Raw genomic sequence first — 21,309 nt, 5'->3', positions numbered from 1 at the left:
CTTGCCTTGACGTCCGCGTCAAGCTTTAGCGTTGGTTTCGAGGAGGTCGGCGATGCGGATCGGTGCACTGGCCGAGCGGGTCGGGACGAGTACGCGTGCGCTGCGGCACTACGAGGCGTTGGGGCTGCTCTCGGCTCGACGCAGCAGCAACGGTTACCGCGAGTACGACGAGACCGACGTGCAGGTGGTCCGGGAGATCCGGACGCTGGTCGGGATCGGGTTCGCGCTCGAAGAGACTCGGCCGTTCGTCGAGTGCCTACGCGCCGGGTACGCCAGCGGCGACTCGTGCCCGGCATCGGTCGCCGTCTACCGGCGGAAGATCGCGGAGATCGACGACTGCGTGGCCAGCCTGTCGGCCGTGCGAGCTCGCCTGACGGCGGCGGTCGCCGGGGGTTCGCTCGACGGTGCTGCGGCGCCGGATCCGCTCTGCGCGTTCACGCCCCTGCGCTGACCTCCTCCTTACCGAAGGAGGCTGCGTGTCTGCTGTTGCACATTCGATCGAGCCGGTGACCGACGCGACCTGGACAGAGGAGGTCCTGATGTCCGACGTGCCGGTACTGGTGGACTTCTGGGCCGACTGGTGCGCGCCGTGCAAGCGGGTCCGGCCGGTGCTCGAGTCGTTGGCCGAGGAGTGGGCAGGCCGGGTGCGGGTGGTGTCGCTGGACATCGACGTCAACCCCAACGCCACCCGCGACTACGGGATCCTCGGAGCGCCGACGTTGATGCTGTTCCGCGATGGGGAGCCGGTGCGGACCGTCGTCGGCGCCCAGCCCAAGTCGCGCCTCGTTGCGCAACTGGAGCCGGCGCTCTGACTTCGCTCGTGCGTCACGGAGCCGCCGGTCGGGCGGCTCCGTGCGTGCGGCTTTCGTTACGGGCGGTCGAACTCTCCGAGCTTGACGCCGCTCAGGAATGCGGCCCAGCGGCCGGCCGGGTACCGAAGGACCGGGCCACCGCGGTCCTTCGAATCGCGTACGCCGATCAGGGTCGGCGTCTCCGCCACCTCGACGCAGTTGATCGTGGAGCTGTGCCGGGACTTACGCCATCCGGCCGCTGAGAACTCGCTGCTGTCCATGCTTGTCCGCCTTGCTGCTGGTTCGGGAAGGAAGTTGGTCTGGCTGGTCGTCCCGAAGGCGGCCGTGCGGCGTCATGGGCGGGACCTGCGGCAGCGCCGACGATCGGTTGATCGCCGGTTCTGCGCTGCTTCGGGATCGGGATCCGCGTTGTGCGCGGTCGGTCAGCGGGGCTCGGAGGCGCGGATCTGGTCGCGCACTGCGGTGATGAATTCCACGGAACTCTTCGGCGAGAGAGCAATCGATCTGAGCTGGTCGAAGATGCGCCGGTAGCGCTTCAGATCGGCGGATCCCTCCAAGTAGAAGTCACCTTGGTGGCCCTCGACGAAGACGATGCTCGAAGCTGGGCTCTCCTCGATTTCCGCGATACCGAAGCTGCCCGGCAATCCCGGGTGAGCGCCGGCCTCGAAGTCGAGCACCTGCAGGCCGATCTGTGGCCGTTCGCAGGCCGCGAGGAGCGCGTCCAGTTGTCGCACCATCACCTCGCGGCCACCGACGAGCCGACGGGTCGCGGACTCGTCGATGATGAACGACACGTACGGCGGCTCGGGACGATCGAGGATCCGCTGGCGGCTGATCCGGAGCGTCACCTTCTCCTCGATCTCCTGCTCGGTTCTCCTTTCACCTGCTCCCCGGATGAGTGCCCGCGCGTAGTCGGGCGTCTGGAGCAGACCGGGCACCACATTCGGCTGGTAGTCGGAGATAGCGGTGGCTGCAGACTCCAGGCCGATGAGGGTCCGGTAGGACGCGTCGATGTCGTACCCCTGCCACCAGGCGCGTTCCTTGCTCTCCCGCGCGAGCGCCATGAGGTGTTCCTGCTCGGCGGGTGAAACGTCGTACAAGCGGCAGAGATCGCGCACATCGCGGAGAACCGCGCCGCGTCGACCGGTTTCGATTCGACTGATTTTCGTCGGGGAGCACAGTAACTCCCTGGCGACCTCCTCGATCGTCTTTCCGGACGCATGGCGAAGCGCTCGCAGCCGCGCCGCGAGTTCGCGCCGACGCAAGGTCGGGGTGCGTTCTCCCACCACGGCTAGTTGCTCCTCAGGGCCATGACAAACCGTTCCCGAGACAGGGGTCGTTGTCGTGGGAATGGCATTTGCCATGGCCAGGCGGGGACGTTACCAGTCGTCCGATCACAGTGGTCACACTGGTGGCAACAATCGCAGATGTGTCGCGATCCAAGGCTGCCCGAGTGTCGCGGGAATCCCGTTCCGGCAGCTAGGAGGGGCGTTTCTGGGATTTTCTCGCTCCTGTTGCAGAAGTGACAGGAGTGGCTCGAATCCGCTCTGGCGATTGCGGTTTCTGTCGGCTCGACGACTGCCAGTGGCACTTGCCCTCACCGTCCCGCGCGTGCCAGGATCTTTACTACCTGTAAGGGAGGGTAGCCAACGAGCAACCGGTGCACACGGCCCGGCCAGTCGGGGGGCGGGCCCTTTCGTATCGCGAGCTTATTGGGTGCGTAAGTCTCGCTCGGAGCGGACCGCTGTGGCGGGTCGCCGTTATCCAGTGGAACCCACCAAGTCTCGACTCCTCCCGTAGCCGGCACGGCTGCGGGATCTCCCGTTTACGCGGATGGACGACGTCATCGGCGGACGGAGCCGGCGGCGCACGCCGGTCTGGTCCCGGCTTGGTGCTCGGCACAACCGGATACCACGGCATGGAGGGTGCCAGATGAACTCGGGGCCGCAAGGCTGGCATCAGGGTGGGGAAGACGATCACCGCGAAGAGACGGTGGATCGAGCTGCCGAGTTACGTCCGCCGACCGGAGTGCTGCGCCGCGGCGCAGCGCCCGACTGGCCGGCGCGACCGGTGGTCGCACGTCCGTTACCGACCACCGTCCTCTGGCGGTGGCGGTACGAAGGTGCGGCGGTTGCCGCTGTTCCGTTGATGTGGTGGGCGAGCGCACGAGCGTTCGGAGGCCTGACCGGGCTGAGCGTCGTCACCGCGCTCTTAGCCGTGGTGGCGCTGGTGCCGCCGCTGCGTCGATGGGCGTTCGCCGAAGTGTGGACGGTGATCACCCCGCACCGGATCCGGGTGGCCTGCGCCGAAGCCGGGGTGGTGTCGCCCAGGGGGAAGCTCCCGGCCGTGCTGTTCACGTGCCGGAAGCCCTACGGCGAGCGGGTCTACCTGTGGTGCCCCGATGGCATCGGCGCCGGTGACGTCGCCGCCGCGCGTCCGGCCATCGCATCCGCCTGCTGGGCACGTGACGTCGACTTCTTCGAGACGAGCGGGCAGTACCCGCACCTGGTGGTGGTCGAGGTCGTGCGTCAGCCGGTCGCCGTCGCCCTCGGGGACGATCGGACGGTGTCGGCGCTCTGGGCGCGATTCGCACGCCACGGAGGTCACTTCGAGGGGTTCCCCTCGCGAGGCTGACCTACCTCGAGCAGAAGGCCTACTCCGGCAACGACGCCGGAGTAGGCCTTCTTTCTGTGCCCGACGTCGGCAGGGGGTGAGGGGCTCGGGCGCCCGGTGCCGGTGGCGTCCTGCAGCGGTGCAGCCGGCCTCTGCGGGGCTGTTGTTCGCTGTTTTCTCGCGCTGATAGCGTGCAAATTGCGAGTCGCCATTTTCGTCCCGGAGTGGCGGGACATATGTCCCGATGAATTGGGCGGGTCTTCTTCGGAAGTGGGCCGGGATCCCGCGATGGCGGGCAATTTTCCGGATCGAATTCCGCTATTTCCCGAGGGCGACAATTCGCAACGAAGTGACGAGTGGATACGGGTCTCGGCCGACGGATCGATCACGAAAAGGCAACGATCCGTACGGGCTCGCGAAAAGCGACGTTCCGCACTCTTTCGGGGCGATCCGACGCCCTGGGGCTTGTTCTGATCGGCCGTTTGGGCACGGCGCTGACCAGCGTATAGCCAGGGTCCTCGAGGCTCTGGTGTGGACGGTGTGACGAGAGTCGTCGTTGGCCTGAGGCTTTGTTAAGTGACTCGCTATCTGAGATGGCGAATAGTTCTTTGCAGCCACTCCAGTCACACCGGTAACTAAGGATCTGTTAACGGCGAAATGAGTTCCGGCTACGAGGTGAATTGGCGCCGCGGTGTCATGATCGGATTATTCGCCGGGGCCGTAAACGACCGGGTGCGTCGTCGTCTCCCGTATCGGCCTCTCTGGTGAATGGAAAAGCGGTGTCCGTGGCGAACCGGACGCGCTGCGAGGTAGAGAAGGACAGGGGTGCTGCATGGCACGGAACATTTTTCCCGACGAGAGTGGCCGTAGGGCGTTAGGGATCGTCCAGGTCGCAGCCACCGTGCCATTGCCAGCGGCACCACGTCCCGGCCTCGACGTCGGCGCGACCCATGTCGAGGCCACGGCTTGGGCGGTCTCCTGGTCCTACGCCGCCCCCGAAGACGCCGCGGCAGGTGCGGTCAGGGTTCGAGCGGCGGTGGCCCGATGAGCGCGCGGCTCGAGCGTGCGGTCCTGACCGCCGCGGCCCACGAGTACCTCCGGGCCGGCTGGCCGGTCGCACCGGGCGCGTGGTGGTCGCCGCAGCTGCAGCGCTACCGCTGTGGTCGCCCGCGCTGCCGGACGTCCAGCCCGCACGCGGTCGACCCCGGCATCGGCCCGGCCGGCGATCGGTGCCGAGCGACGGTCGCCGAGTGCGTGGTCAAGACGCCCACCGAGGTCGACCGCTGGTGGACCGGGCACCCGTACGCGCTACTGATGCCGACCAGCACCGGCCCCGGCGTCGTGGACGGCGCCGAGGACGTCGTGACGGTCATCGACGAACGGCTCCGCGCCGACGGGTACCTCGCGCCCATCTCCAGCTCCAAGGTCGGTCAGGCGCAGCTCTTCTGCCAGCAGCTGCGGCCCGGCCAGGAGTTGTGGCTCACCGCGGCCGGCGCCGGAGTACTGCTGCACGGGGAGGACTCGTGGGTCACCCTGCCGCCGTCGACGGTCCGGACCGGCCAGGTGCGATGGCTCCGGTCCCCGCAGGAATGTGGGTGGAGGCTGCCACCGGCGGCCGTGGTCTGCGACGCGCTCCGCGTCGCGCTCAGCTTTCGAGCCCGGCCCGTGAACACGTTTCCCCCTCCGCGCCTGCCTGAGATCAAGCGACCGCAGCAGGCGCCGGTCGAGAAGAGTTCGGTCATAACCGGACGGCCGGGATGACCCCGCGGCTGCCCCAAGAGATCCGCCGCCCGGACTCCACCACGATGGTGTTGCTCCGGGAGTCCCGGACGGCGATCGCGGCGCGGCCGGTGGATCTCTCGGCGGCGGTGTACCGGCACCTGCCGACGTTCGCGCCGCGGACGAAGGAGCTGATGGCGGCCGAGCTCCGTCTGCACGGGGAGCGGATCGTCCAGGAGTTGTTGCGCGCGGTCGAGATCCTCGACGCGATGGCGACGTTGGAGGACGACCTGCGCCGCCTCGGCGCGGAACACGCGACGTACCACGGCGTGCCGGCGGAGCACTACCCGTACGTGGGGCAGGCGCTGGTGCGGGCCGTGCGGGAGTTGTTCCCGAACTCCGAGGGCGGGATGCTCGGATCGGCCTGGATGGAGGTGTACGAGTGGCTCGCCGCCCAGATGATGCAGGGCGCGGTGGCGGCGTCCTCGTCCACGCCGGCCCGGGAGCCCGAGGTGTCCCCGGCGTATTGGCGGGCCTACGTGGAGCCGGCGGAGCCGCCGTCGGACGGCTCGGCTCCGGAGGACCGCGTCGACCCGGCGCGGGATCAGACGGTCTCGTTCGACCGCGGCGAGCTGTTCGAGCGCCTCGCCAGGGTCGACGACGTCGACGCGCCGCCGCGGCCGACGCCGCCCCCGGTGCCGCCGACGCCGCCTCCGGTGCGGCCGGTGTCGCCGGCGCCGCGGCTCGGGCCGCCGGCGGTGCGGCCGGTGTCCCCAGCGGCGGGCAGTGTGCCGCCCCCGCCGGGCGCGGTGATACCTCCGCCGGGTGCTGCCGGACCTCTGCCGGGTGCTGCCGGACCTCTGCCGGGTGCTGCCGGACCTCTGCCGGGTGCTGCCGGACCTCTGCCGGGTGCTGTCGGGCCTCTGCCGGGTGCTGTCGGGCCTCCGCCGGGCCGTACCGGTCCGTCGGCGGGCGGACCGCCCGTCAGTGGGCCGCCGCCTGTCTCGTCGACGCCGCCGGTGCAACCAGGGCCCTCGGCGGCCGGGCGGGGTGGGCGTCCGCGCCGGGCGCGGAACCCGTGGACCTGGGGTTCCCGGTTTCGGAACACCGAGCCGAGCGCCGAAGCAGCGCCGATGCCGCCGCCCGTCGACCCCAACGTCTACGACTCGCCGCCGCAGGTGGCGCCACCGCAGAACCTGGACCTACGCGGGTCGGGGGTTCCCGCACCGCGGGAGTCCATGGAGCGTCCAGACGTCGCCGAGTCCCGGCAGGTGCCGGAGCGGGCACCGATCGTTCCGGGGCCGCGCCCGCCGACGGCCGAGGACGTGCCGACCGAGGTCTTCCGACTCGAACCGGGCGACCTGGACGCGCCGCGCGACTCGCACGTGAAGGTCACTGGATCCGCGGCCGTCGGGGAGTCGGCCGCGCCTCCGGTGCCCCCGAGCGAGCCCGGCGATGGGCCGGTGGTTCCGCGGCCTGCGGCTTCGAGTGCCGGGCTCCGGGGCGTCGGCACCGGCTGGCCGTCGGCGACGACCACCACGACCATCCGACCGGTCCGACCCGCGCAAGCAGCGGTGTCGGACCCGCCAGACCTGGGCGACGCCCCCGCCCAGGAATAGGGGAGGGGGTGTCGCGGAGTGACGCACCGCGGCGCCCCCTCCCCCCAGGAAACGAGCGGCGCCGCGTGCGGCTGGGCGGTGTGCACTTCGGCAGGCCATAGGGCGCCGAAACGCACACCGCCCCGGGCGCAGAGCGCGCAGAGCTCGGCGTCTACGCGAACATCTTCAGCGGCGCGAACTTCCGCTTCGGGAAGACCGCCGAGACGTCGGCCGCCGACAAGCCGAACCGCGCCTGGGCGACCGTGCCGAAGACGTCGAACATGTTGTTGAACTCCGGCACGTCTCCGTTGTCGAGCGTCCCGAGCCCGCCCCACTCGCCGATCAGCGAACTGGCGAGCTTCTTTCCGGACAGGATCGTCACGACGTTCCCGTGCCCGTGGTCGGTACCGCCGCCGTTCTGCGCGACCCGGCGACCGAACTCCGACGAGAGCACGACCGTGACGTCCTTCCGGGCGTCCCCGAGGTCGTCGAAGAACGCTCGGAGCGCCTTCGCGATCTGGGTGAACTGGTTGAACAGGTGTCCGCCGTTCGTGCCCTGGTTGCTGTGCGTGTCGAAGCCGCCCATCGAGACGGCGGCGGTGCGGACGTTGGCCCCGCCCTTGATCAGCTGGGCGAGCGTCTTGAAGCCGTCGCCGAGACCGGCCGGGTACTGAGCCCCGTTCGCGGGAGCGTAAGACACCGAACTGATCTTGGAAGCGGTAGCCAGGGCGCCGACGGCAGCCTCCACCGACTCGGCCGCTGGGTGGTCGAGCCCGGTGAACATCGTCTTGATCGCGTCGGCGGTCGGCTGCCGGAACTTCTCGTCGCCGTTGATCGCCAGCGCGCCGAGGTTGCGCAGCGCCAGCGCACCCTGCGTCCCGACCAGCGACCGGCGCAGCGTGCTGCCCACCCCGATCGACCGGAACGCGGTGCCGGTGCCGAGCTTCTCGGTCAGTACGTCCAGCCAGCCGCGGCCCTGCGTCTCGCTGGGCAGCCCGCCGAGTTCGCAGGCGTCCTGGCACTGGAAGTGGCTCCGGGAGAGCCGTGGGTCGGAGACTCCGGGGACGAAGCCCAGCTCCCCGGCGTCCAAATATTTCTGTAGTGGCTCGAACGCGCGGTTGAGCGCGAACCCGCGGGCCAGCGGGATCGACGAGCCTGCCGGAAGCGCGAACGAAGGCCGGACCTTCGTGAGTACCGGGTCGTTCGCCGGCGCCACCAGGCTCAGCCCGTCCAACCCACCGAACAGGAAGACGTGGATCAGCGTGCCGGTGCCGGTGGCGCCGAACGAGGCGCGGACGTTGAGGAACTGGCTGGTCAGCAGCGTGGTGGCGGTCAGGCCGGCGCCCGCGAGCACGGTCCGGCGGGTGATCCCGCGGCCTTCCTCCTGCGCCTCCTCCGCCTCGTTCAGCCGGGTCCACTCGTCTCGGACGGCGGCGTTCTCGACCTCGACGGCAGTGGCTTCGGCACGCAGCACGGCATCGCCGAGGGTTGGGCCGAGCGCGCGGAGGTCCGGGCAGTCGGGGTGCTGGAGCAGCATGCGAGGCCTCACTTGAACGAGTGGTAGGGGGAGGCGAGGATTGCGCGCGCGACCGCGGTGACCGCGCCGTTGAACGTCGCGTCGACGGTCGCGTCCGCGCTCAGTCCGCTCACCGAGAGAACCGCGGAGCGATCCTTCGCCGGGAGCTTCTGCCCGACCAGGCGGACGCTCAGCGCGTCCACGAACTCCCCCGCGGTGGCCGGCGGTTCGTCGACGAGCTCTTCGGGCTTGACGAACGTGAAGCCCTTTCGGCCGCCGGCGACCAGCGAACGTGCCTCATTCCACTCCTCGATCATGGTTCCCGCCGACGCCCACGCGGTGAACACGCGCGGATAGCCGTTCGGCGACGGCTGGCCCATCGGGTACTGCCCGAGCTCACGCATCCGGTTGTGCACGCCGGCCAGGCCGTCCCGCAGGTCAGTGCCGGAGCCGGGCTTCACGCCGAGAGTCCGGTAGGTCGCCGCCACGTACTCCATCGGACGCCGCACCTTGAGCCCGACCGAGCCCCAGAACTCCGACGACGAGAACAGCGTCAGCAGTACCGGCACGATCGACGAGCGGTTGTCCAGGTAGGACTTCTTCAGCCGGGCGACCAGCGTGTCCGGCGGGGTGTCGGAGACGAAGTGCAGGCAGAGCTGCCGGGCGACCCGGTCCGCGGTCGACGGGTGCAGCGCCAGGTAACTCAGGTACTCGTCGCTGGCGTCCAGGCCACTGGTTGCTTCCGAGTTGGGGTGGCTGAACCCCATCACCGTGATCGGACCCAGGTGGTGAGCGTTGTCGTCGTAGAAGAACTCGTCGTCCTTGATCAGGCGGCCGGTCTGCAGCAGCGCTGCCTGCCGGACGTCCACCTCGGTGTAACCGCCGTCGACGCCGACCGAGTACAGCTCCATGTTCTCGCGAGCCAGGTTCTCGTTCACCCGGTCTTTCCGGGACTGGTCCTGGTTGAGGTAGCGGAGCAGGGCCGGGTGGCGGTTGCCGGCCAGGAACATGTCCTCGTACGAGCCGAGCGCGTGCTTACGGATGACGTCCGCGTCGAACGAGGCCCGCACCATCTCCGAGCCGTCGAACGGGTTCGCGACGTGGAACAGGTCGTTCCAGAAGTCGACCATCACCTCGAACAGCTGCCGCTTAGACCAGATCTGCCGGGCGATGGTGAGGCGGACGTTCTCCTGGTCGGCGTGGGGCCGCTGGTCGCCGAGGCGCTCCTTGTCCTCCCGGAGCTGCTTGATCGACTTGCCGTGCGTGCTGAATACGCCCTCGGCCGTCGACACGTCGCCGGACTCGGACACCGACTGCGGCTGGAGTTGCTTGCTCAGCCACGCGTCGATGCCGGTCTCGCGCACCTCGGCGACCAGTTCCGGCGTGACACCGAACGTCGTCCGGCGTAACAGGTGCAGCACCGGGTCTGCGGCGAACACGAGCGGGGAGCTGACCTTCGTGCCCGTCGCGGCCGCGGCCGGCCCGGAGTAGACCTTCGACGGGACGCTCGGCCTGCCGCGCAGCTGATCCCCGGCTTTCGAGCCCAGGTAGGACTCGTCGCGCTCGCGGTAGGTGCGAACGGTGCGGGCCTGCCGTCCGGACGGTCGCTCGGAGCCGCCGCCGGTGGACTTGTCGAGCGACTTCGTGGTCGCGTCGCCGCCGGTGGGGGAGGTGCCCGCGGTCTGGCTCTCGGTCGGCGTCACCGCGACCTGGTCACCCTGGCCGGCACTGCTGCCGGACGAGTCCGAGTCCGAGCCCGAGGCCGTGGTCTTGCCGGACTTCGGATCGTCGTCGTCCTTGCTGCACGCGGCGACCGCGAGCCCGGCCGCGGCGATGACGCCGGTGACCAGGCCGCGCCGCCCCCAGCGGGAGGGCACCGGCGGCGCTGACGTGGGCTCGCTGTCGGTAGGCATGGATCGACCGGGCCGCTGAGGCATGCGGCAGGGCTCCTTTGATGCGTGGCGGTAAATGTCGGCCCGTCCGATGTGTCCAACGGCCGACTAAAAAAGTCTGTGATTCATGCCGGAAGGTAGTAACGCGAAGAGCTGGTGCCAACGTTCTTCGGGTGCTCTTAATCAACCATCGGAAGTATTTAAAGTGACTCGTGAGTACTCCTGGTCACTTTGTCTCGAATGTGGACATCATCGCCATGTCCTCGTGCTCGAGGTTGTGGCAGTGCAGGAGATAGTGGCCCCGGTAGTCGGTGAATCGCACCGCCACCTCCACGGTCTCGGCCGGACGCAGGTCAACGGTGTCCTTCCACCCGGTATCGAAGGCGCCGGGCGGATGACCGTTGCGAGACAGCACCTGGAACGGCGAGAGGTGGATATGGACCGGGTGATGGAGGTCGGTGGAGAGCCTCCAGATCTCGATTTCCCCCAGGCGAGGGGTGGCGTCCACCCGGCTGGGGTCGAACGGCTTGCCGTTGATCACCCAGCCCGCTCGGTCGCCGACCCGGCCCCGGCTGAACGCGAATCGCCGCCGGGGCGCGTCGCGCGGTGGGACGAGCGGGGGCACCTCCGCCAAGCGCGCGGGCACCGATGACTCATCCGCGACCCGCCGGGTGACCCGGAACCGCATGACCTGCCCGGTGCCCCCGGCGCCGAAGCCGTTCCGGAGCGTCACGACCTGGCCCGGCCGGTAGCCGCTGAAGTCGACGATCAGGTCGAAGCGTTCGGCCGGTGCGATGTCGACGTTGCCGTGCTCGACCGGTGCGGCCAGCAGGCCTGCGTCCGATCCGATCTGGACGAAGGCGGGGCCGCCCGGTGGGGGTGGGTCCAGCGTCAGCCGGTACCGCCGCGCGTTGGAGGCGTTCAACACCCGGAAGCGGTAGCGGGCGCCCACGACCTCCAGCTCCGGCCACGGGGCACCGTTGACCAGGATGACGTCGCCGAGGACACCCTCGATCCAGTCGTCCATCGGGCCGGCGGTGTGTCCGGCCGGGTCCATGGCGGGGTACTTCAGTGATCCGTCGGAGGCGAACGCCCGATCGGCGATCATCAACGGGATCTCCCGGTCGCCGCTGGGCAGCGGCAACGCCTCCTCTACCGCGTCCCGCACCAGGTGGAAGCCGGCCAGGCCTCGGTAGACCTGCGGGCCGGTGAAGTCCATCCGGTGGTCGTGGTACCAGAGCGTCGCGGCCTCCTGGTCGAGCGGATAGACGTAGTCGCGACGGCCCTGCGTGATCCGGCCGGGGTGGTGGGAGTGGGAGTGCGAGTGGGTCCCGGAGAGCGGCATCACCAGGTCGGTCGGCCATCCGTCGTGGTCGGCCGGGGTGTGACCACCGTGCAGGTGCACGACGGTGGGCACGTCGGTCCGGTTGTGGTGCCGGACGACCGTGCGACGGCCGCGGCGCGACTCGATCGTCGGCCCGGGGAACACGCCGTCGTACCCGAGGATCGGCGTCCGGACGCCGGGGAGTATCTCTGCCTCGGCGCGGCGCTGGACGATGTCGTACCAGTCGGTGGTCGCGTCCCGGCGGACCGGCCGCTTGACCGGCGGCACGGGCAGCGGCACCCGGAACGGCTCCGGCAGCGGGATCTCGCTGGCGAGGAGCTCGCCGGTCTGGCCAGGGGTGTCGCATCCGGCGACGCCGGCCAACGCGACCGTGCCCGCCGCGGCACCGACCAGCCCGAGGAACTGACGGCGCCTCATCGGTCCGCTCCCGGCAGGTGACCAGGAGCCGCGCCGCCAGCCGTNAGGTGACCAGGAGCCGCGCCGCCACCCGCCCCGCCAACCGCTCCGGCAGCCGTGCCGCCAGCCGCTCCGGCAGCCGCGCCGGCAGCCGCGCCGGCAGCCGCGATGCGGTCGAGTGCGGCGCGCGTCGACTTCCCGGAACGCCGTCCGCGCGCCGCCCGGCCGAGCCGTTCGCCCAGCCGCTCGCTCAGCCGTCCGCGGCGGCGGGGCCTCGCCGCCGCCGGGCGCCACACCCAGACCGCGAGCCCGAGGCCGACCACGACGAGGGTGACGCCGAGCGGGATGTGGATCGCCAGCACCCGGGCGTACCCCATGCCGATCTGGAAGCCCTCGGCCAGCCAGAGCCCACCGAACAACAGCAGCGGCCAGCCGACGCCGCCTGCCACCCAGTAGGCGAGCGCCGCGACACCGACGACCATGCCGGAGGCGGGTAGCAGCGAACCGTTCAGGCTGTGGGCGCCGATCGCGTCGTAGTCGCCGTCGAGATAGCGGCCGGCCAGGATCGGCTGTGCGACGAGGCAGACGGCGTGCACGGCGAGGCTGAGCCGCAACAGCCAGAGCGTGCCCCGCGGTCGTCGCGTGGGGGGAGTCGACATCGGGCGTCCTCGGGTCGGGGAGCGGGACGCTGACGACGTTATGAGTAGGCAACCTACCTATGGATCGGGTGTGGACCCGGAGATTCGCTGGCCACAACCCTGAGATCACCCCGGGACCGCCCGGATATCCGGCTCGGGACGGTCCGATCGGCGTCGGCCATCCGTAGGCTGCCTACCTGTGAAGGACAGTGTGCGCGGTCATCTGGACGCCATGCTGCTGGCGGTTCTCGAGCCCGGCCCGCTACACGGCTACGCGGTCATCGAGGCGCTCCGGCAGCGCTCCGGCGGCCGGTTCGACCTGCCCACCGGGACCGTCTATCCGGCGCTTCGCGCGCTGGAGCGAGCCGGCTACCTGACCGGCGACTGGAGCACGGTCGGCGGCCGGAAGCGCCGCACCTACCGGCTGACCGGTTCGGGCCGGCGCGCGCTGGCGGCCGAACGCACCGAGTGGCTGGCGTACAGCCGGGCCCTCGACGCGACCTTGGCGGAGGGGACATGACCGCGACCTTGCAGCTGGATCCCGTCGGTGGGCTGGTGGCCGATCTGCGTGCTCGGTTGCGCGGTCCCCGTGGCGTCCGGATTGCATTGTTGCAGGAAGTGGACGACGGTCTGCAGGACGCGGCGGCCGCCTACCGTGACGCCGGCCTCGCGCCGGACGAGGCGGCCCGTCGGGCCGCGGCCGAGTTCGGCGACCCCGCGGACCTGGCTCCGCTCTACCAGGCCGAGTTGGACGCCTGCCAAGGGCGGCGGACCGCGATGTTGCTCGCCGTGGCCTTCCCGGCGATGACGCTGGCGTGGGACGGGCTCTGGCGGTTCGCCAGTATCGGGAGTGACGCGGCGCCGCCGAGCATCGCGTCGGTAGCGACCCTGCTCGACCTGTTCAGCTACGGGGCGGCGATCACCGCCGCGGCGACGATTCCGCTGTTCGGCCGTGCGTCGGCGACGCTGGTCCGGCGGCTCGCGCTCGGCGTCGGGCTGTTCGGGTGGCTGATGCTGGTGGTCAGCCTCGGTGCGTCCGCCTACATGTCACTGGTGGACGGCGGAAGCGGCGTGCAGGAGATGGAGTCGAGTGCTCCCGGCATCGCGGTGGTCCTGCTGACCGTCGTCACCTCGCTGGCGGTGGCCCGATCGGCGACGGTCACCGTGCTCCGGGCCGGGCGGCTGGGTTTCAGCCGGCCGTCGGAACCGACCGCCGCCCGTTGAGCAGCGCGCTGGTCGAGCGCTCGGGCACCAGCGGCACCTCGACCGCCGCCGCGCCGAGGAGACGGGCCGAGCTGTGCTTCTCCTTCGCGAACGGGTCACCCTGGGTGAACGCCAGGACGGCCGGATCGAGCGGACGCAGCAGGTCGACGTAGGCCTCGGGTTCCTTCACGTCCGGGTCACCCTGAACCAGGAAGACGCCGTCCACCGGCCGGAGGGCAGCGAGCATCTCGGCACGCTCGACCCCGGTGTTCACCGGTCGCTCGGGGCCCTTCCAGGCCGCGACCCGGTTGTCCGCCTCGACCCCGACCAGCAGCAGATCGCCGGTCGCCCGAGCGGACTGCAGGAAGCGCAGATGGCCGACGTGGAGCACGTCGAACGCACCGGTGACGACCACCAGGCGGCCGGCGCCGGACGCGTGCGCGTACCAGCTGAGGTGGAGCCCCGCTCGCGGCGAGTCGGGCATCCGGTCACGTCCTTCCGAGGTGGTGCGTCGGGTTCGTCCGTCGGCCCCTCATCATCGTCCGTCGCGGCCCGCCGAGGAGCGGCTCCGGGGTGGCTGTGACCCGAAACATTGCCGGGTCGCGAACCGTAACCGTCCCGACGCTGATGGTGCTTAGCGTCGGTTATGCACGGTACTTCCCGGTGCGTCAGACGGGGGAACCTCGGATGGACGAGTACGGAGAAGCCTTGGGCGACCGGCGGCTCGCCCAAGTCGCGGCGGAGCGCCACCCGGAGGCCCACGCGGCTGAGCTGCCGGAATCGTGGGCTGGGCTCTCCGTCGACTGGGTGCTGCTCGACCTCGCCGATCGTGCACCGCGGAGCCCGCGGCTGGGTGCCTGGGCCTGACGTCTGCCCGGTTAGCCGGCCTGAACCTGCGGCCGCACCTCGGCACGCTCGATCAGGGTGTCGATGCCGGTCGTGGCGAGAACGGACTGCGCGGCGCGGGACGGTGCGGCGATCGCGAAACTGCCCGGCCTCTCACCGATCGTCCGCCAGAGCGTGACCAGCGCGCCGACGCCGGACGAGTCGACGAACGTCACCCCGGACAGATCGACGACGACCCGGTTGGCGCCGCCGGTGTGCTCCCGTTGGGCGCACCGGATCAACGAGGGTGAGCTCTCCATGTCGAGGTCACCGCGCGGACGCAGCCAAGCCGTACCGTCGGTCACGGAGACGTCCAGCCGCCAGATGCCGTCTTCGATCACTCCGGTCCCTCCCTCTGCCCGACCGGTCGCCAGACCCTTCGGATCCACTACCCGACGACCCGTACGTGGGAATTGTTCCACCGCGCTGGGCGCCCAACCGTCCCTAGGTCACTGAACCGACACCGCGTCGATCCCGCGTCGTCCCCGCCGCTCCGATCATGCTGCGTCCTGCTGTCCGGCGTACCGGTGGGTACAGTCGAGGAAGCCTGCCTGCAGGATTCCCCACCGGCAGGGCTGCCCAACTGAAGAGGTTCTACCCGATGTTCGAGCAGCCAGTGCGGTACGTCGCCCAGGCCCCACTGGGCCAGCTAGACGATTCGGCGCTGTTGGCCACCGCCCGCGAACGGGCGGCGCACCTGGCCGAGGCGAGCAAGCAGCTCGCCGGATCACTCAACCCCGAGCGGACGCTCCGCCGTGCGCTGCACGTGACCGTGCCCGCACTGGCCGACTGGGCGCAGCTGATGATGCCGACCCGTACCGGCGTCCGATTCACCGCGATCCGCGCCGACGCACCCGATCGATTCGTGACCGTGGAGGGCGCCCGTCCCGTGCTCGGCGAGGTCTCCGGTCACGGGCGAGTCCTCGCCACCGGCCGCCCCGAGCTGATGCACGTGCTGGCCGACGGGCACGTGCCGGAGTCCGTCGCCGCGACCGTGCCCGCGGGCGTGTTGAGGGACGGCGTCCTGGGCTTGCGCCCCGCCGACCTCCTGGTTCTTCCGCTGACCGGGCGCGGGACAACGTTCGGCACCTTGACGCTCGCGCGGCGGGCTGGACGTGGCTTCGAACCGGAGGACGTCGCGCTCGCGCAGGAGCTGACCGGGCGAATCGCGATCGCGATCGACACCGCCCGGATCTATGCGGAGCAAGCGCGGGTGGCCGAGGTGCTCGCGGCCAGCCTCCGGGCACCCGAGCTGCCCGACACACCCGGACTGGCGATCGGCGCCCGGATGCGGGCCGCCATGCACACTGCCGAGATCGGGGGTGACTTCTTCGACGTCTTCGGTGAGCCGGGCGACTGGTCCGTGCTGCTCGGGGACGTGGCGGGCAAGGGCGCCGAGGCCGCAATCCTCACCGGCCAGGCGAGGCACACCGTGCGCGGCGCCGCCTACTTCGACCGCAACCCGTCGGAGCTGCTCCGGGTGCTCAACGCGGCCCTGATCGCCGACGGTGGCCGCGGTGAGCCGGCCACCCGATTCCTGACGGCGATCTGCGCGCGCGTCCGGACGGCCCCGGACGGGGGTCTCTCGGTCACGCTCGCGTCCGCCGGCCATCCACGACCGCTGATCGTTCGCCGGTCGGGCGTGGTGGAAGACGTGCCGGTCAAGGGGTTGCTCTGTGGAGCGCTTCCGGACGCGCGGTACGCCGAGGTACGCCGGGAGCTGGCACCGGGCGACATGATGCTGCTCTTCACCGACGGCGTGCCGGACGCCGTCGGTGCCGCGGGCCGCTACGGGCTCGGGCGGCTGTCCCAGCTCGTCGCGGGGTATGCCGGTAGCGGACCGCATGCGCTGGTCGAGGCGATCGACATCGCGGTCGCCGAGTACAGCGGCACGGGCATCGGCCCGACCGACGACGTCGCCGTACTCGCCTTCGGCGGGGTGAAGCAGTAGTGAGCGGTATTCCGGAGGAAGCCCGGGAGAACTACGCCAAGGCGCTCGACGCCGCCGACCGACGGCTGGCCGTCGAGGTGGTGAACGAACTGCTCGCCGACGGGGTGGACCCGGTCGTCCTGCTGCTCGATCTGATCGCCCTGGCGCAGGAGTTGGTCGGCGAGCGCTGGCAGAGCGGCGAGTACTCGGTCGCGCAGGAGCACGCCGCGACCGCAGTCAGCGAAGCGGCCGTCGCAACGGTCGGAGCCTGGATCCCGGAGCCGGTAGAGCCGCTCGGATACGCCGTCGTCGCGTGCGCCGAACGCGAGTGGCACGCGCTCGCCGCCCGCATCGTCGCCGAATCGCTGCGGCATCTCGGCTGGCGGACGACGTTCCTCGGAGCCTCGACGCCGGCGCAGCACCTCGCCGGTTACCTGCACCGCCTCGACCCGGACGTCGTCGCGGTGAGTTGTTCGATGCCGGCCGCGCTACCGGCGGCACGCCGCATCATCGAGGCAGCCGCCGAGGCGGGTATCCCCACGATCGCCGGTGGCCGCGCGTTCGGCAGCGACCCGTCCCGCGCGTTGGCGTTGGGCGCCAGTGGCTGGGCGGCGTCACCGCGAGAGGCGGGGAACGTGCTCGCCACGCTGCGCCCGGTCGTCGAGCCGGTGCCCGCGCTCGCCCATGCGGGCGCCGAGGAGCAGGCCGAACTGTTGATCCGGAACCGGGAGCTGGCTGCTCAGGTGTTGAGCAAATGGTTGACGGCGCTCGGCGAGATCGGCGCGGACTGCCTGGTCGGCTTGGACGCCGAAGCCGAGTACGCCGTCGACCACGCCCTGCACGCGCTCGCCGCTGCGCTGCTGACCGACGACGTGATGGTCCTCCGCGACGGGCGGGACTGGCTGACCACACTGCTCGCGGCACGCGGGTGCCACCAGACCGCGGTGCCGACGCTGTGGGAGGTCCTCTCCCGGACGGCCGGTAGTCAGCTTCCGGTCGCCGCTCGCTTGCTGCGCGAGACGGACTGAGCTCCGACGTTCTCCGGCCCCGAAGGCGGCGAGTTATCGCGCGCGGCGGATTGTCGGACGCGGCGAGTTATCGCGCGCGGGCCGAGGCGGCGTCGTGGCCGGCCGCCCGATCGACCGGGCGCGGACGGCTGCAGTACAACGCGTGAGCCCGATGCCGATCCCGCCGACCGGACGGTGCCACCGCCAACACGTGTTCTCCCGGAGTGGGCCGCGACGTCGGCTGTTCGGGCCGCGGCCCTGACTTCCGGGAGCAGTACGAGCGCGGAGTCAGCACGGACTGGTCAACGAGAGCCTTTCGCCGGAGTAACGGGGTCCGCGGGAGTTGCGTCCTTATTTATGGGATTTTCATCCCGCAACGACGTGACTGAGTGGGAGGTCGACGACCAACGCGTCGTACACCGGCGCGTCCGGGAACGGCTGCAGGGGTCCGAGGATTTGCCATCCCCAGGAGAGGTATGCGGTCCTCGCCGGCGTATTGGCCGGATCGACGAGCAACGTGGCGCGCCGCTCCGGACGGCCGTCCAGCAGCATGTCGTGAAGTGAACGGGCGATCCCCCGCCGCCGCCAGCTCGCCTTCACCATGATCTCGTTCAGTGCGAACGTTCTCGATCCGTCCTCGGTGAGGACGTCCGGCGGGATCTCTTCCCGAAGACCTCTCCACCACTGGGTGTTCGCGCTCAGCGGGCCGCCGTAGGCGTAACCGATCAACTCGGTGCCGATTCGTCCCGTCACCAGCCGGAAGGTGGACCGATTGGAATGGCCGGCGAACCGGTCGGCGAATCGCTCGACGGAGTAGAACGGATCGCTCAGCTGATCTGCATATACCTCGGCGTACAGCGCGAACAGTTCGTCCTGCATCTCTCGTACCCCAGCGGTGTCGTACGCGCGGGTGACGAGGTGGGTAGGCGCAGAAGGGGTCATCGTCGGCCTTTCTGCTGACCGGACGGCGAACCCCCGTCCGGGCATGCGGACGTTCGGGCCGCGAACCGACCCGTCAAGGGGGGACAACCACCGATAGTGCGAGAGTGTTCGCCCTGCGTGGTGGTCGCTGGGCGACATCGAATTCGGCCGCCGTCACCGACGGCCGAATTCACGCGACGACCGTGGAATCAAACCTCGCCATGAAGCTGCGAGCGGCCGTCGAGGTGCTGACCTGGGCCAGCTGGCGGCGGAACGCTCTCAGCTCGTTGAGGGTGCGGGTGCTGGTCACTTCGTTCACGACCATTCCCAACGCCTCCTCACCGATTTCGATGGCGCGCGTCACGTCTCTACGGGCGAGGGTAGCGAAGGCCAGCCTGACCGTATAGAGGGATTTGTTGCGGACCATGCCTTCGCGTTGCTTTCCGCGGGCGAGCTCCAGGAACGACGCGGCTTTGTTGGCCCGACCGGTGTCGAGCTCGCACATGCCTTCGTTGCCGGCCAGTTCGACCTCGTCGAAGAACGCGATCCAGACCGGCTTCTCTTCGTTGTCGGTCCGCAGTTCGAACGCGTCCCGCGCGCGAACCATCGCCCGCCGGGCAGCCGGCCCGTCGTTGAGCTTCGCCCAGGCGCGCGCCTCCCGCATCGCCAGCAGCGCTTCCATCGTCGGTGTCGAGATGGTCTTCGCGACTCGCTGCGCGGCCTGCGCCATGTGCAGGCCTTCCCGCGGCCGGTCGAGCGCCACTGCCTGCATGCTCATGTTCGCCAGCGCGTGGACCTCGAGATTCGGGTCGTTGGCCATCCGGGCCGCGGCGAGCGCCTCGGTGTAGCAGTAGCGGGCCTGGTCCTGCCTACCGGCGTCGAACGCCAGCCAGCCGGCGCAGATGCCGAGCTCACCGGTTGCCACCTGCAGACGGTGGCCGACGGCCTCGCTGTACTGACCTCGGTTGAGCAGCTTGTTCGCCCGGCGTAGCTGCGCGGCAGCCTGATCACAGAGCGTGTCACCGCCGTAGCGGTAATCGAGGTTGTACAGGTGTTTCGGAGCGTCCTCCAACTGCGCGGCGTGCGCTTCGCCGACGCGGCCGAAATCGTCGCTCGCGAGGGCCTCTTCATCTTCGTCACCCGCGAGCGAGAACCCCACCAGTGCGGCCGCACCGGTCAGTCCTTTCAGCACACTTCTACGTCGCATGTTGTCTCCTACTTCATGCCCTGCATGAGTAGGGACGGTAGTTGGCAATTCGGGCGCCGTTGATCCGTCGAGGTATGGAGCGCCGATGGGGTCTACCAGGTGAGGCGGTATCCGCAGGCCTTGGACGAATCGCAGCACGGTGTCGAGCCGAATTTCGCAGAGACCGCGTTCGATACGCGAGATATGGGCCTGGGAGAAGCCGACGAGCTCGGCGACCATGTGTTGCCGACGGATCGGCGTGCGCGCGCGATAGAGCTGGGAGACCTTACCCAGGTCATGATCGGCCAGCGCTTGCCGCATCTCCGGTTCGGCCCAGAAATCGAGCGGCAGTACCGGAGCGAGCAGCTCTACGGTGTGCGCGCTCCGCTGACACGGGTCACACAGAGTGTTGGTGTTGTCGCGGCGAAGTCGCCCCCCACAATGGGCGCACACCCGGGGAGCGGGGGAGTGCTCGGACGACTCACGGGCCATCGACGTGCTCCTGCCCTGCGCAGTGGACACTTCTCAAACACCCGGATGAGGCTGATGATAGCGGCGCGGAAGGTGTGCGCAAGGCCACAACGGCATGGCGAAGCGGTCCCTTCCGTGGGATGGGACCGCAGGTCGGAGCCTGGTTCGCGGACATGCCGACGAGCCGGCTCCGCCGCTCGGCCGGACTTGCCTGGCTCTTGGGCGGAATGGGGATCGGCCTCTGGTGCAAGTCGGGCCGAAGGGGACGGTGTGCACGCGTGGGTGGTTCGTGATCACGGAACCAGCCTTGACGAATAACTGCCCGCATTGCTCATACGTCCGGGTATCAACATCAGTCAGTGATGAGTTGTGTACTCATCGTTGAAAGTTCACTCTCAGGTCGCACCAGTTGACGCACCAGTGCTTCTGGCGCGATTCGAACGCTTCTGCGTTCACGAGGCTTCAAAGCAGCACTAGAGGGGTGGACCGGATGGCGAAGGCGGGCGCGACCAATGTCTGAGCCGGGCCCGGAGGGGCGCGGTCATTACTCGAGATCGCTCCGGAACCGGGGGATCCTCTCGTGTGGACGGAACACCACCACGTCGTCCGGCGGGCCGTCGTCCACTGGGCTCGAGGGGCCTTCCGCTGGACTCGGACGCTTGCCGCCGGTAGGCGCGCCGCCGCGCTTGTCGGCTGGGCGCTCGCGACTACGTTGCGCACCACGATTTCGGTGCGCCCGGTGAGTCGAGGGCACTCCACGAACGTCTGGGTGACGCTCCGGGACATCCGCGAGCGGATCCGTAAGGCGGACGACGTCGCCCTCCTCGCGCACGCACCCCTCGACCTCTACGACCTGCTCAGGGCCGTGGAGGCAGTGCTCGCACTACACGACGGCGTGCAGGTTCCCGGCGACCCGCACGGTCGCTTCTACTGCACCGGCTGCCCGGAGACCCCGAGCGGACGAGTGCCGTGGCCCTGCACGACCCGGACAGTGCTCGAACGAGCGCTGACCGGAAGCGAAGAACGCGTCTGAACTCCTGACCTCCTCGGAGTCGGCGCATCGGGTCGCGCTGTGCGACTGCTGGCAAACGCAGCGCGACCCCACGAACGTCGCCCGGATCGTCCACACGCGCCCCCGGACGGTCCTGGCGACCGGCGGAGCCGGTCGGTCGGCGTG

Annotated in this window: 20 protein-coding genes; 11 read left to right on the top strand and 9 right to left on the bottom strand. The window is 69.9% G+C overall.

All coding sequences use genetic code 11. From position 1 onward, the window contains the following. The first annotated feature begins 52 nt into the window (after positions 1–52). Complete coding sequence (locus ABEB28_RS14295) at positions 53–451, top strand: MerR family transcriptional regulator (RefSeq protein WP_345728535.1); 399 nt, start codon at positions 53–55, stop codon at positions 449–451. A gap of 25 nt (positions 452–476) precedes the next feature. Then, complete coding sequence (gene trxA / locus ABEB28_RS14290) at positions 477–812, top strand: thioredoxin (protein ID WP_345728534.1); 336 nt, start codon at positions 477–479, stop codon at positions 810–812. Between the two features lie 56 nt (positions 813–868). Here the strand turns inward: trxA and ABEB28_RS14285 are convergent, their stop codons facing one another. Together ABEB28_RS14285 and ABEB28_RS14280 are read right to left on the bottom strand one after the other, a co-directional pair. Further along, positions 869–1,072 (bottom strand): DUF397 domain-containing protein, encoded by a 204-nt coding sequence (locus ABEB28_RS14285; protein WP_345728533.1) that lies wholly within the window; start codon positions 1,070–1,072, stop codon positions 869–871. 162 nt (positions 1,073–1,234) lie between these two features. Next, a complete protein-coding gene (locus ABEB28_RS14280) occupies positions 1,235–2,176 on the bottom strand; it encodes a helix-turn-helix domain-containing protein (protein WP_345728532.1) in 942 nt (313 codons plus the stop codon). Positions 2,177–2,804: 628 nt separating this feature from the next. Between ABEB28_RS14280 and ABEB28_RS14275 the strand changes: the two genes are divergently transcribed. The 3 genes from ABEB28_RS14275 (at position 2,805) to ABEB28_RS14265 (ending at position 6,763) form a co-directional block, all read left to right on the top strand. Continuing rightward, positions 2,805–3,446, top strand: a complete 642-nt coding sequence (locus ABEB28_RS14275) for a hypothetical protein (RefSeq protein ID WP_345728531.1) — start codon at positions 2,805–2,807, stop codon at positions 3,444–3,446. Between the two features lie 1,023 nt (positions 3,447–4,469). Continuing rightward, positions 4,470–5,186 carry a bifunctional DNA primase/polymerase gene (locus tag ABEB28_RS14270; RefSeq protein ID WP_345728530.1) on the top strand — a complete coding sequence of 239 codons (717 nt, stop codon included), beginning with the start codon at positions 4,470–4,472 and terminating at the stop codon, positions 5,184–5,186. Next, complete coding sequence (locus ABEB28_RS14265; RefSeq protein ID WP_345728529.1) at positions 5,183–6,763, top strand: globin domain-containing protein; 1,581 nt, start codon at positions 5,183–5,185, stop codon at positions 6,761–6,763. Before ABEB28_RS14270 ends, ABEB28_RS14265 begins: the two co-directional genes overlap by 4 nt. 151 nt (positions 6,764–6,914) lie before the next feature. On the opposite strand, the gene ABEB28_RS14260 is transcribed toward ABEB28_RS14265, so the two are convergent. The 3 genes from ABEB28_RS14260 to ABEB28_RS14250 all read right to left on the bottom strand — a co-directional run bounded on the left by ABEB28_RS14260 (position 6,915) and on the right by ABEB28_RS14250 (position 11,912). Then, on the bottom strand, positions 6,915–8,279 hold the full coding sequence (locus tag ABEB28_RS14260) for a DUF1501 domain-containing protein (protein ID WP_345728528.1): 1,365 nt from the start codon (positions 8,277–8,279) through the stop codon (positions 6,915–6,917). An 8-nt stretch (positions 8,280–8,287) separates the two neighbouring features. Then, complete coding sequence (locus ABEB28_RS14255) at positions 8,288–10,171, bottom strand: DUF1800 domain-containing protein (protein ID WP_345728527.1); 1,884 nt, start codon at positions 10,169–10,171, stop codon at positions 8,288–8,290. A gap of 205 nt (positions 10,172–10,376) precedes the next feature. After that, entirely contained in the window at positions 10,377–11,912 is a 1,536-nt protein-coding gene (locus tag ABEB28_RS14250) for a multicopper oxidase family protein (RefSeq protein ID WP_345728526.1), read from the bottom strand. A gap of 849 nt (positions 11,913–12,761) precedes the next feature. Here ABEB28_RS14250 and ABEB28_RS14245 point away from each other — a divergent pair. After that, positions 12,762–13,049: a PadR family transcriptional regulator gene (locus ABEB28_RS14245; RefSeq protein WP_345728650.1), complete on the top strand. Its 288-nt coding sequence runs from the start codon at positions 12,762–12,764 to the stop codon at positions 13,047–13,049. Continuing rightward, complete coding sequence (locus ABEB28_RS14240; protein ID WP_345728525.1) at positions 13,046–13,753, top strand: permease prefix domain 1-containing protein; 708 nt, start codon at positions 13,046–13,048, stop codon at positions 13,751–13,753. The genes ABEB28_RS14245 and ABEB28_RS14240 overlap by 4 nt, the downstream gene beginning before the upstream one ends. Here ABEB28_RS14240 and ABEB28_RS14235 read toward each other — a convergent pair. Beyond that, positions 13,719–14,216 (bottom strand): adenylyltransferase/cytidyltransferase family protein, encoded by a 498-nt coding sequence (locus ABEB28_RS14235; RefSeq protein ID WP_345728524.1) that lies wholly within the window; start codon positions 14,214–14,216, stop codon positions 13,719–13,721. The genes ABEB28_RS14240 and ABEB28_RS14235 overlap by 35 nt on opposite strands. 203 nt (positions 14,217–14,419) lie before the next feature. On the opposite strand from ABEB28_RS14235, the gene ABEB28_RS14230 reads away from it, so the two are divergent. Then, positions 14,420–14,599 (top strand): hypothetical protein, encoded by a 180-nt coding sequence (locus ABEB28_RS14230; protein ID WP_345728523.1) that lies wholly within the window; start codon positions 14,420–14,422, stop codon positions 14,597–14,599. Between the two features lie 11 nt (positions 14,600–14,610). Here ABEB28_RS14230 and ABEB28_RS14225 read toward each other — a convergent pair whose 3' ends face one another. Next, positions 14,611–14,958 (bottom strand): STAS domain-containing protein, encoded by a 348-nt coding sequence (locus ABEB28_RS14225; protein WP_345728522.1) that lies wholly within the window; start codon positions 14,956–14,958, stop codon positions 14,611–14,613. A 260-nt stretch (positions 14,959–15,218) separates the two neighbouring features. Here ABEB28_RS14225 and ABEB28_RS14220 point away from each other — a divergent pair, with 260 nt between their 5' ends. Together ABEB28_RS14220 and ABEB28_RS14215 are read left to right on the top strand one after the other, a co-directional pair. Beyond that, entirely contained in the window at positions 15,219–16,568 is a 1,350-nt protein-coding gene (locus ABEB28_RS14220; protein WP_345728521.1) for a PP2C family protein-serine/threonine phosphatase, read from the top strand. Next, complete coding sequence (locus ABEB28_RS14215) at positions 16,568–17,575, top strand: cobalamin B12-binding domain-containing protein (protein WP_345728520.1); 1,008 nt, start codon at positions 16,568–16,570, stop codon at positions 17,573–17,575. The genes ABEB28_RS14220 and ABEB28_RS14215 overlap by 1 nt, the downstream gene beginning before the upstream one ends. A 345-nt stretch (positions 17,576–17,920) precedes the next feature. Here ABEB28_RS14215 and ABEB28_RS14210 read toward each other — a convergent pair whose 3' ends face one another. Together ABEB28_RS14210 and ABEB28_RS14205 are read right to left on the bottom strand one after the other, a co-directional pair. After that, positions 17,921–18,496: a GNAT family N-acetyltransferase gene (locus tag ABEB28_RS14210; protein WP_345728519.1), complete on the bottom strand. Its 576-nt coding sequence runs from the start codon at positions 18,494–18,496 to the stop codon at positions 17,921–17,923. A 169-nt stretch (positions 18,497–18,665) separates the two neighbouring features. Further along, a complete protein-coding gene (locus ABEB28_RS14205) occupies positions 18,666–20,153 on the bottom strand; it encodes a helix-turn-helix domain-containing protein (protein ID WP_345728518.1) in 1,488 nt (495 codons plus the stop codon). Positions 20,154–20,871: 718 nt separating this feature from the next. On the opposite strand from ABEB28_RS14205, the gene ABEB28_RS14200 reads away from it, so the two are divergent. Continuing rightward, positions 20,872–21,165, top strand: a complete 294-nt coding sequence (locus tag ABEB28_RS14200) for a hypothetical protein (protein WP_345728517.1) — start codon at positions 20,872–20,874, stop codon at positions 21,163–21,165. The last annotated feature ends 144 nt before the right edge of the window (positions 21,166–21,309 follow it).

This window comes from Cryptosporangium minutisporangium (assembly GCF_039536245.1).
Taxonomy (GTDB): domain Bacteria; phylum Actinomycetota; class Actinomycetes; order Mycobacteriales; family Cryptosporangiaceae; genus Cryptosporangium; species Cryptosporangium minutisporangium.
Note: the sequence above shows the minus strand (reverse complement) of the source record. Positions and strands in the feature narration are given on the sequence as shown.

Excerpts from the sequence above, each read along its gene's own strand:
- ABEB28_RS14295 (WP_345728535.1), top strand. The coding sequence starts at position 53 with ATGCGGATCGGTGCACTGGCCGAGCGGGTCGGGACGAGTACGCGTGCG.
- ABEB28_RS14285 (WP_345728533.1), bottom strand. The coding sequence starts at position 1,072 with ATGGACAGCAGCGAGTTCTCAGCGGCCGGATGGCGTAAGTCCCGGCAC.
- ABEB28_RS14280 (WP_345728532.1), bottom strand. The coding sequence starts at position 2,176 with ATGGCAAATGCCATTCCCACGACAACGACCCCTGTCTCGGGAACGGTT.
- ABEB28_RS14270 (WP_345728530.1), top strand. The coding sequence starts at position 4,470 with ATGAGCGCGCGGCTCGAGCGTGCGGTCCTGACCGCCGCGGCCCACGAG.
- ABEB28_RS14265 (WP_345728529.1), top strand. The coding sequence starts at position 5,183 with ATGACCCCGCGGCTGCCCCAAGAGATCCGCCGCCCGGACTCCACCACG.
- ABEB28_RS14260 (WP_345728528.1), bottom strand. The coding sequence starts at position 8,279 with ATGCTGCTCCAGCACCCCGACTGCCCGGACCTCCGCGCGCTCGGCCCA.
- ABEB28_RS14255 (WP_345728527.1), bottom strand. The coding sequence starts at position 10,171 with ATGCCTACCGACAGCGAGCCCACGTCAGCGCCGCCGGTGCCCTCCCGC.
- ABEB28_RS14250 (WP_345728526.1), bottom strand. The coding sequence starts at position 11,912 with ATGAGGCGCCGTCAGTTCCTCGGGCTGGTCGGTGCCGCGGCGGGCACG.
- ABEB28_RS14245 (WP_345728650.1), top strand. The coding sequence starts at position 12,762 with ATGCTGCTGGCGGTTCTCGAGCCCGGCCCGCTACACGGCTACGCGGTC.
- ABEB28_RS14240 (WP_345728525.1), top strand. The coding sequence starts at position 13,046 with ATGACCGCGACCTTGCAGCTGGATCCCGTCGGTGGGCTGGTGGCCGAT.
- ABEB28_RS14235 (WP_345728524.1), bottom strand. The coding sequence starts at position 14,216 with ATGCCCGACTCGCCGCGAGCGGGGCTCCACCTCAGCTGGTACGCGCAC.
- ABEB28_RS14230 (WP_345728523.1), top strand. The coding sequence starts at position 14,420 with ATGGACGAGTACGGAGAAGCCTTGGGCGACCGGCGGCTCGCCCAAGTC.
- ABEB28_RS14220 (WP_345728521.1), top strand. The coding sequence starts at position 15,219 with ATGTTCGAGCAGCCAGTGCGGTACGTCGCCCAGGCCCCACTGGGCCAG.
- ABEB28_RS14210 (WP_345728519.1), bottom strand. The coding sequence starts at position 18,496 with ATGACCCCTTCTGCGCCTACCCACCTCGTCACCCGCGCGTACGACACC.
- ABEB28_RS14205 (WP_345728518.1), bottom strand. The coding sequence starts at position 20,153 with ATGGCCCGTGAGTCGTCCGAGCACTCCCCCGCTCCCCGGGTGTGCGCC.